General features: G+C 58.6%; 15 protein-coding genes. 10 read left to right on the top strand and 5 right to left on the bottom strand.

The genetic code is table 11. From position 1 onward, the window contains the following. The first annotated feature begins 10 nt into the window (after positions 1-10). The 4 genes from clpA to ACQZ5F_RS06450 all read left to right on the top strand — a co-directional run bounded on the left by clpA (position 11) and on the right by ACQZ5F_RS06450 (position 4,714). Positions 11-2,527 carry an ATP-dependent Clp protease ATP-binding subunit ClpA gene (gene clpA, locus ACQZ5F_RS06465; RefSeq protein WP_225339885.1) on the top strand — a complete coding sequence of 839 codons (2,517 nt, stop codon included), beginning with the start codon at positions 11-13 and terminating at the stop codon, positions 2,525-2,527. Between the two features lie 68 nt (positions 2,528-2,595). After that, positions 2,596-3,354, top strand: a complete 759-nt coding sequence (locus ACQZ5F_RS06460; RefSeq protein ID WP_137084144.1) for an AzlC family ABC transporter permease — start codon at positions 2,596-2,598, stop codon at positions 3,352-3,354. Continuing rightward, complete coding sequence (locus ACQZ5F_RS06455) at positions 3,351-3,695, top strand: AzlD domain-containing protein (protein WP_046800244.1); 345 nt, start codon at positions 3,351-3,353, stop codon at positions 3,693-3,695. Before ACQZ5F_RS06460 ends, ACQZ5F_RS06455 begins: the two co-directional genes overlap by 4 nt. A 68-nt stretch (positions 3,696-3,763) precedes the next feature. Next, the gene (locus tag ACQZ5F_RS06450; protein ID WP_225339884.1) at positions 3,764-4,714 is read left to right on the top strand and encodes a phosphatase PAP2 family protein; all 951 of its coding nucleotides are present in this window, start codon (positions 3,764-3,766) and stop codon (positions 4,712-4,714) included. Here ACQZ5F_RS06450 and ACQZ5F_RS06445 read toward each other — a convergent pair. After that, the gene (locus tag ACQZ5F_RS06445; RefSeq protein WP_448731075.1) at positions 4,693-5,586 is read right to left on the bottom strand and encodes a LysR family transcriptional regulator; all 894 of its coding nucleotides are present in this window, start codon (positions 5,584-5,586) and stop codon (positions 4,693-4,695) included. The genes ACQZ5F_RS06450 and ACQZ5F_RS06445 overlap by 22 nt on opposite strands. Positions 5,587-5,695: 109 nt before the next feature. On the opposite strand from ACQZ5F_RS06445, the gene ACQZ5F_RS06440 reads away from it, so the two are divergent. Continuing rightward, the gene (locus ACQZ5F_RS06440) at positions 5,696-6,547 is read left to right on the top strand and encodes an urea carboxylase-associated family protein (protein WP_448731074.1); all 852 of its coding nucleotides are present in this window, start codon (positions 5,696-5,698) and stop codon (positions 6,545-6,547) included. A 125-nt stretch (positions 6,548-6,672) separates the two neighbouring features. On the opposite strand, the gene ACQZ5F_RS06435 is transcribed toward ACQZ5F_RS06440, so the two are convergent. From ACQZ5F_RS06435 to ACQZ5F_RS06420, 4 genes are read right to left on the bottom strand one after another with little or no spacing between them, the layout of a single operon-like run. Continuing rightward, the gene (locus ACQZ5F_RS06435; protein WP_003496252.1) at positions 6,673-7,104 is read right to left on the bottom strand and encodes an HIT family protein; all 432 of its coding nucleotides are present in this window, start codon (positions 7,102-7,104) and stop codon (positions 6,673-6,675) included. 22 nt (positions 7,105-7,126) lie between these two features. Beyond that, on the bottom strand, positions 7,127-8,320 hold the full coding sequence (locus ACQZ5F_RS06430) for a GNAT family N-acetyltransferase (RefSeq protein ID WP_448731073.1): 1,194 nt from the start codon (positions 8,318-8,320) through the stop codon (positions 7,127-7,129). Next, positions 8,317-9,057, bottom strand: coding sequence for a glycerophosphodiester phosphodiesterase (locus ACQZ5F_RS06425; protein WP_448731072.1), 741 nt, complete (start codon positions 9,055-9,057; stop codon positions 8,317-8,319). Before ACQZ5F_RS06425 ends, ACQZ5F_RS06430 begins: the two co-directional genes overlap by 4 nt. Next, positions 9,054-9,524, bottom strand: coding sequence for a RidA family protein (locus ACQZ5F_RS06420; protein ID WP_046800238.1), 471 nt, complete (start codon positions 9,522-9,524; stop codon positions 9,054-9,056). Before ACQZ5F_RS06420 ends, ACQZ5F_RS06425 begins: the two co-directional genes overlap by 4 nt. A 116-nt stretch (positions 9,525-9,640) precedes the next feature. Between ACQZ5F_RS06420 and ACQZ5F_RS06415 the strand changes: the two genes are divergently transcribed. The 5 genes from ACQZ5F_RS06415 to frr all read left to right on the top strand — a co-directional run bounded on the left by ACQZ5F_RS06415 (position 9,641) and on the right by frr (position 14,176). Next, positions 9,641-10,483 (top strand): cell envelope integrity EipB family protein, encoded by an 843-nt coding sequence (locus tag ACQZ5F_RS06415; RefSeq protein WP_046800237.1) that lies wholly within the window; start codon positions 9,641-9,643, stop codon positions 10,481-10,483. A 192-nt stretch (positions 10,484-10,675) separates the two neighbouring features. Next, positions 10,676-11,443: a 30S ribosomal protein S2 gene (gene rpsB / locus ACQZ5F_RS06410; RefSeq protein ID WP_046800236.1), complete on the top strand. Its 768-nt coding sequence runs from the start codon at positions 10,676-10,678 to the stop codon at positions 11,441-11,443. Positions 11,444-11,805: 362 nt separating this feature from the next. Then, positions 11,806-12,732 carry a translation elongation factor Ts gene (tsf, locus tag ACQZ5F_RS06405; protein ID WP_046800235.1) on the top strand — a complete coding sequence of 309 codons (927 nt, stop codon included), beginning with the start codon at positions 11,806-11,808 and terminating at the stop codon, positions 12,730-12,732. Between the two features lie 97 nt (positions 12,733-12,829). After that, the gene (gene pyrH, locus ACQZ5F_RS06400; RefSeq protein ID WP_003502561.1) at positions 12,830-13,552 is read left to right on the top strand and encodes a UMP kinase; all 723 of its coding nucleotides are present in this window, start codon (positions 12,830-12,832) and stop codon (positions 13,550-13,552) included. A 66-nt stretch (positions 13,553-13,618) separates the two neighbouring features. Next, the gene (gene frr / locus ACQZ5F_RS06395; protein WP_046800234.1) at positions 13,619-14,176 is read left to right on the top strand and encodes a ribosome recycling factor; all 558 of its coding nucleotides are present in this window, start codon (positions 13,619-13,621) and stop codon (positions 14,174-14,176) included. Positions 14,177-14,208: the final 32 nt, after the last annotated feature.

Below are 14,208 nucleotides of genomic sequence, written 5' to 3'. Positions count from 1 at the left end.
GGATCGCAACGTGCCAACTTTTTCCCCAAGTCTCGAGAAGGCGCTGCACCAGGCACTGACCTTTGCAAATGAGCGTCACCACGAATATGCGACGCTTGAACATCTCCTTCTGGCGCTGATCGACGACGCGGATGCCGCCGCCGTGATGGGTGCCTGTAATGTCGATCTCAATGCGCTGCGCAAGACCGTCAGTGATTACGTCGACAATGAACTGACGAACCTCGTGACCGGTTACGACGAGGATTCCAAACCCACATCCGGCTTCCAGCGGGTCATCCAGCGGGCCGTTATTCATGTACAATCGTCCGGCCGCGAGGAAGTGACCGGCGCCAACGTGCTCGTGGCCATTTTCGCCGAGCGTGAAAGCCATGCCGCCTATTTCCTGCAGGAGCAGGAAATGACCCGTTACGACGCGGTCAATTATATCTCCCACGGCATCGGCAAGCGTCCGGGCACGTCGCAGACGCGTGCGCCGCGCGGGGCTGATGAGCCCGAAAGCGAAAACAAGGCAAGCCGCAGCAATCCCGAGGAAGAAGGACCGTCCGCCAAAAAGCAGCAGGACGCGCTGAAGGCCTATTGCGTCAACCTCAACGACAAGGCGCGCAACGGCAAGATCGACCCGCTGATCGGCCGCCACGAAGAGGTCAACCGCACCATCCAGATCCTCTGCCGCCGTTCCAAGAACAACCCGCTTTATGTGGGGGATCCCGGCGTGGGCAAGACGGCGATTGCCGAAGGCCTCGCCAAGCGCATCGTCGAAGGCAAGGTGCCGGAAGCGCTGGCCAACGACACCATCTTCTCGCTCGACATGGGCACGCTGCTTGCCGGCACCCGTTATCGCGGTGATTTCGAAGAACGTCTGAAGCAGGTCGTCAAGGAACTCGAAGAGTTTCCGGGCGCGGTGCTGTTCATCGACGAAATCCACACCGTCATCGGCGCTGGCGCCACGTCCGGCGGCGCGATGGATGCATCGAACCTGTTGAAGCCGGCTCTGTCTTCGGGCGCGATCCGCTGCATCGGTTCGACCACCTACAAGGAATATCGCCAGTTCTTCGAAAAGGACCGCGCACTGGTGCGTCGTTTCCAGAAGATCGACGTCAACGAGCCGTCGATCGATGACACCATCGCAATCATGAAGGGCCTGAAGCCCTATTTCGAAGATTATCATCACCTCAGATATTCGAATGAGGCGATCAAGGCTGCCGTTGAATTGTCGGCCCGCTACATTTCCGACCGCAAGCTGCCGGACAAGGCGATCGATGTGATCGACGAAACCGGTGCCGCGCAGATGCTGCTGCCCGCTTCCAAGCGCCGCAAGCTGATCACCGAAAAGGAGATCGAGGCCACCATCGCAACGATGGCCCGCATTCCCCCCAAGACGGTGTCCAAGGACGACGAGATGGTTCTCGCCAATCTCGAAAAGGAACTGCGCTCGGTCGTTTATGGTCAGGACATCGCCATCGAGGCGCTGGCAACGGCCATCAAGCTGGCCCGCGCCGGCCTGCGCGAACCGAACAAGCCGATCGGCTCCTATGTCTTCTCCGGCCCGACCGGTGTCGGCAAGACGGAAGTGGCCAAGCAACTCGCTGCCTCGCTCGGTGTCGAGATGCTGCGCTTCGACATGTCGGAATATATGGAGCGCCATACCGTGTCGCGTCTGCTCGGCGCACCTCCCGGTTATGTCGGCTTCGATCAGGGCGGTCTCCTGACCGATGGCGTCGACCAGCATCCGCATTCCGTGGTGCTGCTGGACGAAATCGAAAAGGCGCATCCGGATATCTACAACATTCTGTTGCAGGTAATGGACCATGGCTCGCTGACCGACCATAACGGCAAGAAGATCGACTTCCGCAACGTCATTCTCATCATGACGACTAATGCGGGCGCGTCCGAAATGGCCAAATCGGCCATCGGTTTTGGTTCTTCACGCCGCACGGGTGAGGATGAAGAGGCGATCAATCGCCTGTTCACGCCGGAATTCCGCAACCGTCTGGATGCGATTATTCCGTTCTCGCCGCTGCCGACCGCCGTTATCCACAAGGTCGTGCAGAAGTTCGTCATGCAGCTGGAAACCCAGCTCTCCGAACGTAACGTCACCTTCGATCTGCATGAGGATGCGATCTCCTGGTTGGCGGAAAAGGGTTACGACGAAAAGATGGGTGCTCGCCCGCTGTCGCGCGTGATCCAGGAACACATCAAGAAGCCGCTTGCCAACGAAATCCTCTTCGGCAAGCTCAAGAAGGGCGGTGTCGTCAGCGTCACCGTCGGCAAGAAGGACGACGGTTCCGACGGCCTCATGCTTGAGGTTCTGCCGGAAACCGCACCCGTGAAGCCGAAGCCGGAAGCGGAACTGAAGGCCGCCAAGTCGCCGGGCAAGGCGTCGAAGGCCAAGGCGAAACCCGCTTCGAAGGCGGCAACGGCCAATGAGGAAGCGGATGTTCTGGTTGCCGAGGCGGATAAGCCCGACGAGGAGAACAAGCCACGCCGCAAGGCCAATACGGTGCCAAAGGTGCCGAAGAAGAGGTGATGCGGTTAAGCGACCGATAAATCGATGCCGGGCGAAAGCCCGGCATTTTCATGTGTAGTGGATCTTGAATGCAAACTGCAGATAGCGATGCCATCCCCCTCAGTGGCTGGTTCTTCAGGGGAATGCGGGGCATTTTCTCGCTGCCCTCGCTCATTCTCATGACATCCTTTGTCGGTTTCAGTGCCTTTGCGCTGGAATCCGGGGTGCCGCGCGGCGAAGCGGTGTTCATGACGCTGATGATCTGGGCTCTGCCTGCCAAGATGATCCTGATCGGCTCCATGGTTGGCGGCGCCAATCTCGCCGCCTGTTTTCTGGCGGTCACGCTGTCGTCGGTCCGGATGATGCCCATGGTCGCCTCCATCGTTCCGGAGATGCGCGGTGCGAAAACGCCGACATGGATATTGCTGTTTCTCTCGCATTTCGTCGCGATTACGGCCTGGGTCTTCGCCACGCAGAACCTGTCGAAAGTACCGCGTGAGGCGCGTGCCGCCTGGTTCGCCGGTTTCGGCATCACGCTTACCGTCATCAACGCCATCATCGTCGGCCTATGTTATGGCGTCGTCGCCGCCTTTCCGCCGCTGGTTGCCGGTGTGCTGTTTTTCCTCACACCCGTCTATTTCGTGGCGTCGATATGGGCGTCGGCCCGCCACTCCGTCGTCAAGGTCGCTTTCGTCATCGGCGTGATCGCCGGGCCGGCCTTTGCGGTTATCGCCCCCGAATTCGATATTCTCTATGCCGGCATCGGTGGCGGAACGCTTGCCTATGTGATTGACCGCTTCGTTTTCCGCCGAAAGATCAAACCCGTGTCGCCGGAGAGTGAGCCATGATGACCGAAAACTGGTGGGCGCCCTATCTGTTCATCGCCATCGCCGGCTGGCTGGCGACAGATCTCTGGCGTTGGCTCGGCGTCCTCGCCGGCAACCGCCTGAAAGAAGATTCCGAGGCGCTTTATTGGGTGAGGGCAGTCGCCACCTCACTGGTCATGGCCGTTACCGCCAAGCTGATCGTCTTTCCAACCGGAACGCTGGAAGCCACACCCCTTTGGCTGCGCATCGGCGCGGCGGCCCTCGGTTTCATCGCATTTCTGCTGGCCGGCCAGCGTGTCATCGTCGGCGTGGCGGTTCCGATCGTGCTTCTGGCCGGCGGGTTGTTTGTGCTCGGTTTTTGATTTGTATTTATTCGAATATTAAATCTCTCTGTTTTAGATTGCGTATCCTAAACAGGGATATCGGCTTCATGCGACTCTTTGCGGCAGAACGGTTTGTACTTGGCTTTATAGCCATATTGCTTGTCATCGACGCGGTATCGATCGCCATTAAAGGCATCAGTGTCGATTATGCCGGCTATTTTCTATGCGCGCTGGCGGGCGTAGGTGTTTTCATTCTTGGCCAATTCTATCGTAAAAGCGGGCGTGACCTCGGTATCGCCACCGCCCTGATTTCGAGCGGGTTGTTCATCCTGTTTTCGCTCGTTGCCTCCGTTTTCAACTACATGTTTCTGCCGGTCGCCTTTCCGGTCATCGATCAGGCGCTTTTCCGCGTGGATGCGGCTTTCGGTTATAGCTGGCCGGATATCGTTATTTGGGCAGCCACATATCCCTGGATCGGTAAAACGCTGTTCATGGTTTATGCGACCTCCTTGCCGCAACTCCTGCTGATCATCATCACGCTGGGTTTCACCGGTAAGGACAGGATGCTGCACCATTTTCTCGTCACGGGCGTGATTGGCGCGATGGTCAGTATCACCTTCTGGATTTTTTTCCCGACCTATGGCGCCAAGGCCTATCACGAGCTGCCGCAGTGGGTTGCACAGACAATCCCATTGGCGGTCGATCCCGCTTACGGGCGGGAATTGATGCGATTGGGGCAGGAGGGCGTGAGTTACCTTACACCACGAAACGTGCTGGGGCTGATTGGCTTTCCGTCGTTTCACATCTTCATGGCGGCGATGTCCGTCTGGTTCGTGCCGCGTTACTGGTTGGCGATGGCGGTGATCCTGCCGTTGAATTTCGTGATGCTACTGGCTGTTCTCGTGCAGGGCGGACACCATCTTTCCGATGTTTTCGGCGGCCTCGTCGCTTTTGTCATCGTCTGCGCCGCTTCGGCCCGACTGCTCAACTGGCTTTCGGCAAGGGAACGGGCCGGGGAGGCGACAACCTCTCCGGCTCAGATCGTCGCGGCGGAATAGTCGCCAAGAGTTTTGCGCCCGCGGGCTTCCGCAACCAGCCAGTCCGACAGGATGCGGGCCGGTCCGGTCATCTCTCCCGATTCGATCAGCCAGTAATATTTGTCCCTATCGGTCGCCCGATCGGAAAGTACGGTCAATTGACCCTCGGCGATCTCGTCGCCAAGAAGTGCTGTCGGGCAAAGGCCGATGCCTTGCCCGGCCTTGAGGGCGGTTACGAGCAGATTGAAATCCGCAAAGATGGGGCCGGCGGTTTTGGGCAGGGAGAGGCCAGCCGTCGCGAGCCAGCCCCGCCATGCGGTCTCGCTGTCGTCATGCAATAATTCCGCCTGTAGCAGGCTCGATACCTCATCGAAGGGACCGTATTTTGCGACATAGGCCGGTGCGCATGTCGGTCGCGTCTCGGCGCTGAAAAGCGCCATGGCGCTCTGCGCAGGTGTCGGGCCGTGGATGATGCTGAGATCGGGTTGCGTGGCATCATCTCGCCCGGAATAGCTGATCGATACCTGGATATCGGGATGGAGTGCCCGGAAGCGGGGCAGGCGGGGCGTCAGAAAATGCGCCACCACCGAAGGCAGGCTGGCAAGGCGGACAGTCATGCGGTCGCCGCTGCCTCGCCTGATCCGTTCCGCGCCGGAAGCGATCTGCCGCAAGCTGGCCGAAACCGTAATACCGAATTCCTTTCCCGCCGGGCTCAGCCTCACGCCTCTCGCATGCCGATCGAACAGAGGCACACCGAGCCAAGCCTCCAGATTGCGCACATGCTGGCTAACGGCAGTCGCCGTCATGCCGAGCTCCTGCGCGGCGAGAGAAAAGCTCTGTTTTCTAGCGGCGGCTTCAAAAGCGCGGAGTGTGGCGAGTGGCGGCAGTTTCATGGTCCGCAAGGGTAAGTAAGACTTGCCCTGAGCGCAAGAAAAACCCGTCTTGTCAGCCGGTCATCCATGCCGCAATTTCACATCGACATTTCATCGCTTCGAGGATTTCATGACCCCTATGCCTGCTGCCGAACCCGTTGACGCCGCCATGCGCCGCGCTATCCGCCCTGTCGTCGTTTATCCGAACGGTACTCTTGAGACACCGGACCTCGCGCGTCTGGAAAGGGCAAGGGAGAGCATGGAGAAGATCGACGAGGTCATCGTGCCGCCGCGTGATGGTCGGACTTTCAATGTGCCGAAGGGGCATTTTTTCCGCATCGTCAGCATCGAAGGTCCGCAAGTGGGGGATTTGAACCTCTGGAACGCCCATGATCTGACCGAGCGTTTTTTCAGCGGCAAGACCCGTGCTTTGCATGCCACCCATGTTTCCGTCGGCAACCGGATGTGGAGCAACCTGCCGTCCCTGCGGCCGATGGCGACCATCACCCATGATACGCTTTCATGGTATGGCTTTGACGAGGATGGCGGCGGCGTGCATGACGTGATCGGCACTCGCTGCGATCCCTATACCAACAAGCTGCTCAGCGGCGGCGATTACCACCATTGCTGCCATTCGAACCTGACCAATGCGCTTGCCTCGGCCAAAAACCTGTCATTCGGCGAGGCGGAACCGCATGTGCACGATGTGCTGAATGTCTTCATGTGTACGGGTTTTACCCGCGACACGCATCAATATTTCATGAAGGCGAGCCCGGTGCGGCCGGGTGATTATCTGGAACTCTTCGCGGAAATCGATCTCATCGGCGCTCTTTCCGCCTGCCCGGGCGGCGATTGCAGCGCTACCCATTCCAGCGATACGGCAGCCTGTTATCCGCTGAAGGTGGAGATTTTCCGGCCGGATACGGCGGTGCTTGAAGGCTGGCCATGGCCGGAACGGAATGCTTACCGTTCTCCGGAATGATCAGTCCGAAAACCTCTCCTCCGTCATGCTCGGGCCTGTCCCGAGCATCTGCAACCGATTGATTTCAGATACGTGGTTGGATCCTCGGCACAAGGCCGAGGATGACGTCACATGCTAGGCAGCTATCACGAAGCAAGCGCTGCCTTTATCTTCTCTGCATGCGCCTTCAGCACCTCACCATCGGCCATTACGCCGGAATGCGGCTTCAGCGGCTCGCCTTCCTTGCGCGGAATGACGTGGAAATGCAGGTGGAACACGGTCTGGCCAGCCGCCGGTTCGTTGAACTGGGCGATGAAGACGCCATCCGCATCGAAGGCCTCCTTGGCAGCCACGGCGAGTTTCTGCACCACGGGGATGGTTCTCGCCAGCACTTCCGGGTCGGCATCGAGCAGATTGCGGGAGCCGGTCTTGGGAACGACCAGCAGATGGCCGGGGGCCTGCGGCATCACATCCATGAAAGCAAGCGTATGCTCGTCTTCGTAAAGCTTGTGGCTTGGAATTTCGCCACGCAGGATTTTTGCGAAGATATTGTTGTCGTCATAGGCGCTGGCCGTCATCGTGATCTCTCCTCATGGCGGACTAAACGTCCGGTTCCTGTCTCTCGCCCTTGCGGAAGGGCGTGTGTTCATCAAGATAATCGCCGATATGCTCGACTTCCTCGCGCTCGCGCTGAAGATAATCGGCAATTGCGCGGCGCAGGCCCGGATGGACGATGAAATGCGCCGAATGGGTGGTGACCGGCACGTAACCGCGCGCCAGCTTGTGCTCACCCTGCGCACCCGCTTCCACCCGTTTCAGTCCCCTGGAAAGCGCGAAATCGATCGCCTGATGATAACAGACCTCGAAATGCAGGAAGGGATGATCCTCGATGCAGCCCCAGTGGCGGCCATAAAGTGCATCCGAACCGATGAAATTGATCGCACCAGCAATGTAACGCCCATCGCGTTTCGCCATCACCAGCAGCACGTCATCGGCCATGCGTTCGCCGATCAGCGAATAAAACTCCCGCGTCAGATAGGGCCGGCCCCACTTGCGGCCACCGGTATCCATATAGAAGGCGAAGAACTGATCCCAGATATCGTCGGTCAGATCGCTTCCGGTCAGCCAGTCGATCTCGATGCCGTTTTCCAGCGCTGCGCGGCGCTCCTTTTTCAGCCCTTTGCGCTTGCGCGAAGAAAGGGCGTCGAGAAAATCATCGTGATCGCGGTAACCGTCATTGAGGAAGTGGAATTGCTGGTCGGTCCTGTGCAGGAAATCGCGCGGCAGAAGTGCGGCAAGATCGTCCTCGGGCAGAAAAGTGACATGTGCGGAAGAAACGCCGATCTTTTCCGTCACTTGGGCGAGGCCGGAGGCAAGGAGCGGCTTGAAGCGCGTTTCGTCCACCGTTTCGGAAGTGAGCAGCCGCGGCCCTGTCGCCGGAGTGAAGGGAACCGAACATTGCAGTTTCGGATAATAATGACCGCCGGCCCGCTCGAAAGCATCCGCCCAGCCATGGTCAAACACATATTCGCCCTTGCTGTGGTTCTTCAGATAGGCCGGTATTGCCCCGACCAGATCACCGGACGAGTTTTCGAGTAGCAGATGATTTCCAAGCCAGCCGGTCTTGGCTGTCGCCGATCCGGAATCTTCCATCGATGATAAAAAAGCATGGGAAATAAAAGGATTGTACGGTTTTCCTGACGTATTGCGCGATGTTCCGGAAAGCTGTTTCCAGCTTTCCGGGTCAATATCCCCGAGGGATTGCGCAACGCGAATGGAATAGTCTTCTGTCATGCCGTGGCGGATGGGTTCTCTCTCGGGTCGAAACCCTCGAATGTCATCTGGTCCGCATATTTATAGGTAGTCTCGCGCGCATTTTCATCCCTGACCGTCCATGTAATCACCGGAAGGCCAAGTTTTCTTTGCGCTTCGATAAAGCTGCTGGGCAGATGCCCCCAATGATAGGAGATGAAATCAAGACCCAACTGCATCGCTTCGTCGTGTTTGAAGAAGTCTTCCGGCTTGTCGCCTTCGGCGGTGAGACCCAGCGGCCAGGGCGAGCCCGCAGCCTTCAGGTCCTTCAGCAGGTGGTGGTCGAAGCTCATCAGCGCCACATGGCCCTTGTAGCCCTCCAGGTCTTCCAGAACCGCCTCGGCGAAACCGTCATCGACACCTTCACCCTCACGGCCCTTCAGCTCGATCACCAGCGGCACCTTGCCGGCGGTAAGCGCCAGAAGCTGTCTGAGGGTAGGGACGCGGTCCTTGGTTTGGCCAACCGCAAGCATGGCCAGTTCACCTGACGTGCGCTCGCGCACGTCGCCATTGATGCCTGTCAGCCGGGCCATGTCATGGTCGTGGAAAACCACCGGCACGCTGTCGGCCGCCAGTTGCACGTCGCATTCGATGGCGAACCCGGCCTCGATGGCGCGGGAAAAAGCGGAAAGCGTGTTTTCCCAAACCGCTTTGTTGAGATCATGATAACCGCGATGGGCGACGGGCTGCGCCGTCAGCCAGGAAAGTTTCAGTGTCATGCGTCGATTTCCACGATGGCGTCGATCTCGACGGCGGCATTGAAAGGCAGGCAGGCCATGCCAACGGCGGCGCGGGCATGTTTGCCGGCATCACCGAGAACATTGGCGAGAAGGTTGGAGGCGCCATTGATAACGAGGTGCTGTTCCACGAATTCGGGGACAGAGGCAACAAAGCCGTTCAGCTTGATGACGCGGCGGATTTTCGAGAGATCGCCATTCAATGCGGCCTTGACCTGTGCGAGAATGTTGACGGCGCATAATTCGGCAGCGCGCTGGGCGCCGGCCACGTCGACATCGCGGCCAACAAGGCCGGTCACCGCAATCTTGCCAGATTCCATCGGCAGTTGACCCGATACATAAAGCAGATTGCCGCTGATGGTGAAGGGAACGTAGTTTGCGGCTGGTGCTGCGGCTACGGGAAGCGTAAAGCCAAGTTCCTTGAGGCGGCCTTCGATGACATCCGACATTTTCGTCTCCGGTTTTGTTGTAAATCCTTCAAGAATCCGGCATTCAGAAGATGTTGATCCAAAAGCCGGGCGGTTGCTTGTACAATATGAGCGGCTCTTCCAACAGGAGATATTGCATGTTTGTCAGGACGCTTGGTTTCGTTGCCGCAACAGGGCTTATGACCGGCCTGTCAAACGCCGCCAATGCCTTGCCGGTGGCGGTTCCGGACCTCGTTGCCCATCGCGCAGTCTATGATCTCGAACTGAAGGATGCGTCCGACCGCTCCGGCATCGAGGGCATGACGGGCCGCATGGTCTATGAATTCACCGGCTCGGCCTGTCAGGGTTACAAGACGGATTTCCGCTTCGTGACGCAGATCAACACCGGCGACGCGGTTCGCATGACCGACCAGCAGACCACGACCTTCGAGGATCTGACGGCCAAGAAATTCACCTTCGAGACCAAGTCCTACACCGACGACAAGCTGGACAAGGAAGTGCAGGGCGCGGCAATTGACGGCACCGACGGCATGAAGGTCGATCTGACCCGCCCGGATGCCCGCCAGGTCAGTCTCGTCGCCAGCGAATTCCCGACGCAGCATATGTTTCAGGTCATCGAACATGCGAAACAGGGGAAGCGCATCTTCGAATCCCGGATCTTCGATGGTTCCGATGATGGTGATGAGAGCTTGATCACTTCGACGCTGGTCGGCAAGTCGCAAACTCCGAAGGATGGCGACGCGGACGCCGGCAAGGCGGGCGATTTCGCCAAGGCGGCATTCTGGCCGGTGACGATCGCCTATTATAACGACAAGACCGGCACCGACGCCCTGCCGATCTACCGCATGTCGTTCAAGCTCTACGAAAACGGAATCACCCGCGATCTGACGATGGATTACGGCGATTTCGTTCTGACTGGAAAGCTTGCGAAGCTTGATATTCTCAAGCCCGAAACCTGCGAAAACAAGCCAGTCCGCTGAAACGCGGCTATTTGAGCGATTTTTTCGCATAAATGCTTGCATTTTCATGCGGGCGACTGTATGCGGCTCACCATTCCACACGCGAAGCTTGGGATGTTCCGGGAGAAATCCGGTCCGTTCCGCCCGGTGGTATCGATGAAAATCGGTGCTGTTCGCTTCGCGGGGGTTAAACCGGAAAAGGAGTAACAAGGCATGGCATTGCCCGATTTTTCTATGCGCCAGCTTCTGGAAGCTGGTGTTCACTTCGGCCACCAGACACACCGCTGGAACCCGAAGATGAAGCCGTACATCTTCGGCGACCGTAACAACATCCACATCATCGACCTGGCTCAGACCGTTCCGATGCTGTCGCGCGCCCTGCAGGTCGTGTCGGACACCGTTGCCCGTGGCGGCCGCGTTCTGTTCGTCGGCACCAAGCGTCAGGCGTCCGAAATCATCGCCGACAGCGCGAAGCGTTCGGCCCAGTACTACGTCAACTCCCGCTGGCTCGGCGGCATGATGACCAACTGGAAGACCATTTCGAACTCGATCCAGCGTCTGCGCAAGGTTGACGAAATCCTGAACTCGGAAGGCTCCGGCTATTCCAAGAAGGAACGCCTGAACCTCGAGCGCGAGCGCGAAAAGCTTGAAAAGGCTCTCGGCGGTATTCGCGATATGGGCGGCGTTCCGGACCTGATGTTCATCATCGACACCAACAAGGAAAAGATCGCGATCGAAGAAGCCAAGCGTCTTGGCATTCCGGTCGTTGCGATCATCGACAGCAACTGCGACCCTGACCATATCGACTACCCGATCCCGGGTAACGACGACGCATCGCGCGCCATCTCGCTTTATTGCGACCTGATCGCCCGCGCTGCCATCGACGGTATCGCACGTCAGCAGGGCGCTTCCGGCCGCGACATCGGCGCTGCCGAAGAAGCTCCGATCGAGCCCGCTCTCGAAGACGAGGCTGGCGCCTGATTTAGGCCCTGTCTGGCGGCGATTTCTTGATCGCCGTCTCCTCGACCAGGATATGACAAGGCCGTCAAAGACCTTCAATGGGTTGACGGCCTTGTTCGTTTCAAGCGCTCCGCCGCGTTTTTTTAAGAAGCCGCTGGCGTCCGATGTGGTTGAAACGGAAGGCAGTCTTCATAACGCTGTCACACTTCGGCGGCACCCATCATTTCGATGTATGGAGACGCCGCAGCACTTGGGAATGCGCATACCCCTTTCCTGAAATCCTCTCCGGTTTCAAAGGGTGTGCGGCCGGGTACACTCATCACCCAGAACTTCGGCACGGCAAATTCAGCCGGCTGACCGATCGAACCGATAAGAGGCAAACAATGACCGAAATCACAGCCGCAATGGTGAAGGAACTGCGCGAGAAATCCGGCGCAGGCATGATGGACTGCAAGAAGGCTCTTGCTGAAACCAATGGCGACATGGAAGCGGCGATCGACTGGCTGCGCGCCAAGGGCATCGCAAAGGCCGACAAGAAGTCCGGCCGTACGGCTGCCGAAGGTCTGATCGGCGTCGCCACCATGGGTCACAAGGCTGTTGTTGTCGAACTCAACTCCGAGACCGACTTCGTTGCCCGTAACGACGCGTTCCAGGACCTCATCCGCGGTATCGCCCAGGTTGCCCTCTCCACCGACGGCACCGTTGAGGCTGTTTCCGCCGCCAATTACCCTGCAACCGGCAAGAACGTTGCCGACAGCATCAAGGACGCGATTGCCACCATCGGCGAAAACATGACGCTGCGCCGCTCTGCAGCGCTTGAAGTTCCGCACGGCGTTGTCGCGACCTACGTCCACAACGCTGCCGGCGACGGCATCGGCAAGCTCGGCGTTCTCGTTGCCCTGAAGTCGGAAGGCGACAAGGCTGTCCTGAACTCCATCGGCCGCCAGGTTGCCATGCACATCGCTGCAACCAACCCGCTCGCCATCCGCGCTGAAGAAGTCGACGCCGCCGTTGCTGAGCGCGAACGCAACGTCTTCATCGAGCAGGCCCGCGAATCCGGCAAGCCGGAAGCCATCATCGAAAAGATGGTTGATGGCCGCATGCGCAAGTTCTTCGAAGAAGTCGCCCTTCTGTCGCAGGCTTTCGTCATCAACCCGGACATCACCGTCGGCGCTGCCGTCAAGGAAGCTGAAAAGGAAGCTGGCGCTTCCATCGAAGTGACCGGCATGGTTCGCCTGCTGCTCGGCGAAGGCGTGGAGAAGGAAGAAAGCGATTTCGCAGCAGAAGTCGCCGCAGTCGCCAAGGGCTGATTATATTTACCCAATCTTGGGAAAACGGGAGGGCATCGCGTGACAACGCGGTGCCCTTCGTGTATCCGCGTTTCGGTTACATTTCCGAGGAGTCATGATGTCTTCCAAGCCGATCTACAAACGTGTTCTTCTCAAGGCTTCCGGCGAAGCCCTTATGGGTGATCAGGGTTTCGGTATCGATGTGGCGGTGGCCGACCGGATCGCCTCTGATATTGCCGAAGCAAGGGCGATGGGTGTTGAAGTCGGCGTCGTCGTTGGCGGCGGCAATATTTTCCGCGGCGTGGCCGTGGCGTCCAAGGGTGGCGACCGTGTTACCGGCGACCATATGGGCATGCTGGCAACCGTCATCAACGCGCTGGCGCTCGCAACCTCGCTCCGCAAGCTCAGCATCGACACCGTTGTTCTCTCCGCAATCGCCATGCCTGAAATCTGTGAGAGCTTCTCGCAGCGTGCGGCCCTTCACCATCTTGCCCAGGGTCGCGTGGTGATTTTTGCCGGCGGCACCGGCAATCCGTTCTTCACCACAGATTCCGCCGCAGCCCTGCGCGCTGCGGAAATGGGCGCGGAGGCCATCTTCAAGGGCACCCAGGTGGATGGTATCTATTCCGCCGATCCGAAGAAGGACCCGACGGCCACCCGTTTCGACGAGCTGACTCATAGCGAAGTGCTCGGCAAGGGTCTGGCGGTGATGGATATCGCGGCTGTCGCGCTTGCCCGCGAAAACCATATCCCGATCATTGTCTTCTCGATCCATGAGAAGGGCGGTTTCGCACAGATATTGACCGGCGGCGGCCGCAAGACCATCGTGCACGACAAGTAATCAAAAAAACATGCCGCCCCCGGGGCGAATTCCGGCCGCTATGGCCGACAGAGATGGAGTATCTAGATGAGTGGTATTGACCTCAACGATATCAAGCGCCGCATGGATGGCGCCATCAATGCGTTCAAGAGCGATATAGCATCGCTGCGCACCGGTCGTGCTTCGGCCAACATTCTCGACCCCGTGACCATTGAGGCCTATGGCTCGCGCGTGCCGCTCAACCAGGTGGCAAACATCACCGTTCCCGAGCCGCGCATGCTTGGCGTCAACATCTGGGACAAGTCGATGGTCAACGCCGTCGACCGCGCCATTCGCGAATCCAATCTCGGTCTCAACCCGATCGTCGACGGCCAGAACCTCAGAATTCCGCTGCCTGAACTCAACGAAGAGCGCCGCAAGTCGCTCGTCAAGGTGGCCCACGACTATGCCGAAAAAGCAAAGGTGGCGATTCGCCATGTGCGCCGCGACGGCATGGACGGCCTGAAAAAAGCCGAAAAAGATGGCGACATCGGTCAGGACGAAAGCCGTGGACAGTCCGAAAAGGTCCAGAAAATGACCGACGACACGATTTCCGAGATTGAACGCTTGCTTGGCGAGAAGGAAAGAGAAATCATGCAGGTCTGATATCGCTTGCGATAGACCTGTATTTTATTCGT

This window comes from Agrobacterium sp. 22-210-1, from assembly GCF_053522525.1.
The sequence above is the reverse complement of the archived record's forward strand: the minus strand, read 5'-3'. Positions and strand labels throughout refer to the sequence as shown.

What these genes read in the sequence shown, in the direction of transcription:
- ACQZ5F_RS06460 (WP_137084144.1), top strand. Translation starts at nt 2,596, where the DNA reads ATGCAAACTGCAGATAGCGATGCCATCCCCCTCAGTGGCTGGTTCTTC.
- ACQZ5F_RS06455 (WP_046800244.1), top strand. Translation starts at nt 3,351, where the DNA reads ATGATGACCGAAAACTGGTGGGCGCCCTATCTGTTCATCGCCATCGCC.
- ACQZ5F_RS06450 (WP_225339884.1), top strand. Translation starts at nt 3,764, where the DNA reads ATGCGACTCTTTGCGGCAGAACGGTTTGTACTTGGCTTTATAGCCATA.
- ACQZ5F_RS06445 (WP_448731075.1), bottom strand. Translation starts at nt 5,586, where the DNA reads ATGAAACTGCCGCCACTCGCCACACTCCGCGCTTTTGAAGCCGCCGCT.
- ACQZ5F_RS06440 (WP_448731074.1), top strand. Translation starts at nt 5,696, where the DNA reads ATGACCCCTATGCCTGCTGCCGAACCCGTTGACGCCGCCATGCGCCGC.
- ACQZ5F_RS06435 (WP_003496252.1), bottom strand. Translation starts at nt 7,104, where the DNA reads ATGACGGCCAGCGCCTATGACGACAACAATATCTTCGCAAAAATCCTG.
- ACQZ5F_RS06430 (WP_448731073.1), bottom strand. Translation starts at nt 8,320, where the DNA reads ATGACAGAAGACTATTCCATTCGCGTTGCGCAATCCCTCGGGGATATT.
- ACQZ5F_RS06425 (WP_448731072.1), bottom strand. Translation starts at nt 9,057, where the DNA reads ATGACACTGAAACTTTCCTGGCTGACGGCGCAGCCCGTCGCCCATCGC.
- ACQZ5F_RS06420 (WP_046800238.1), bottom strand. Translation starts at nt 9,524, where the DNA reads ATGTCGGATGTCATCGAAGGCCGCCTCAAGGAACTTGGCTTTACGCTT.
- ACQZ5F_RS06415 (WP_046800237.1), top strand. Translation starts at nt 9,641, where the DNA reads ATGTTTGTCAGGACGCTTGGTTTCGTTGCCGCAACAGGGCTTATGACC.
- rpsB (WP_046800236.1), top strand. Translation starts at nt 10,676, where the DNA reads ATGGCATTGCCCGATTTTTCTATGCGCCAGCTTCTGGAAGCTGGTGTT.
- tsf (WP_046800235.1), top strand. Translation starts at nt 11,806, where the DNA reads ATGACCGAAATCACAGCCGCAATGGTGAAGGAACTGCGCGAGAAATCC.
- pyrH (WP_003502561.1), top strand. Translation starts at nt 12,830, where the DNA reads ATGTCTTCCAAGCCGATCTACAAACGTGTTCTTCTCAAGGCTTCCGGC.
- frr (WP_046800234.1), top strand. Translation starts at nt 13,619, where the DNA reads ATGAGTGGTATTGACCTCAACGATATCAAGCGCCGCATGGATGGCGCC.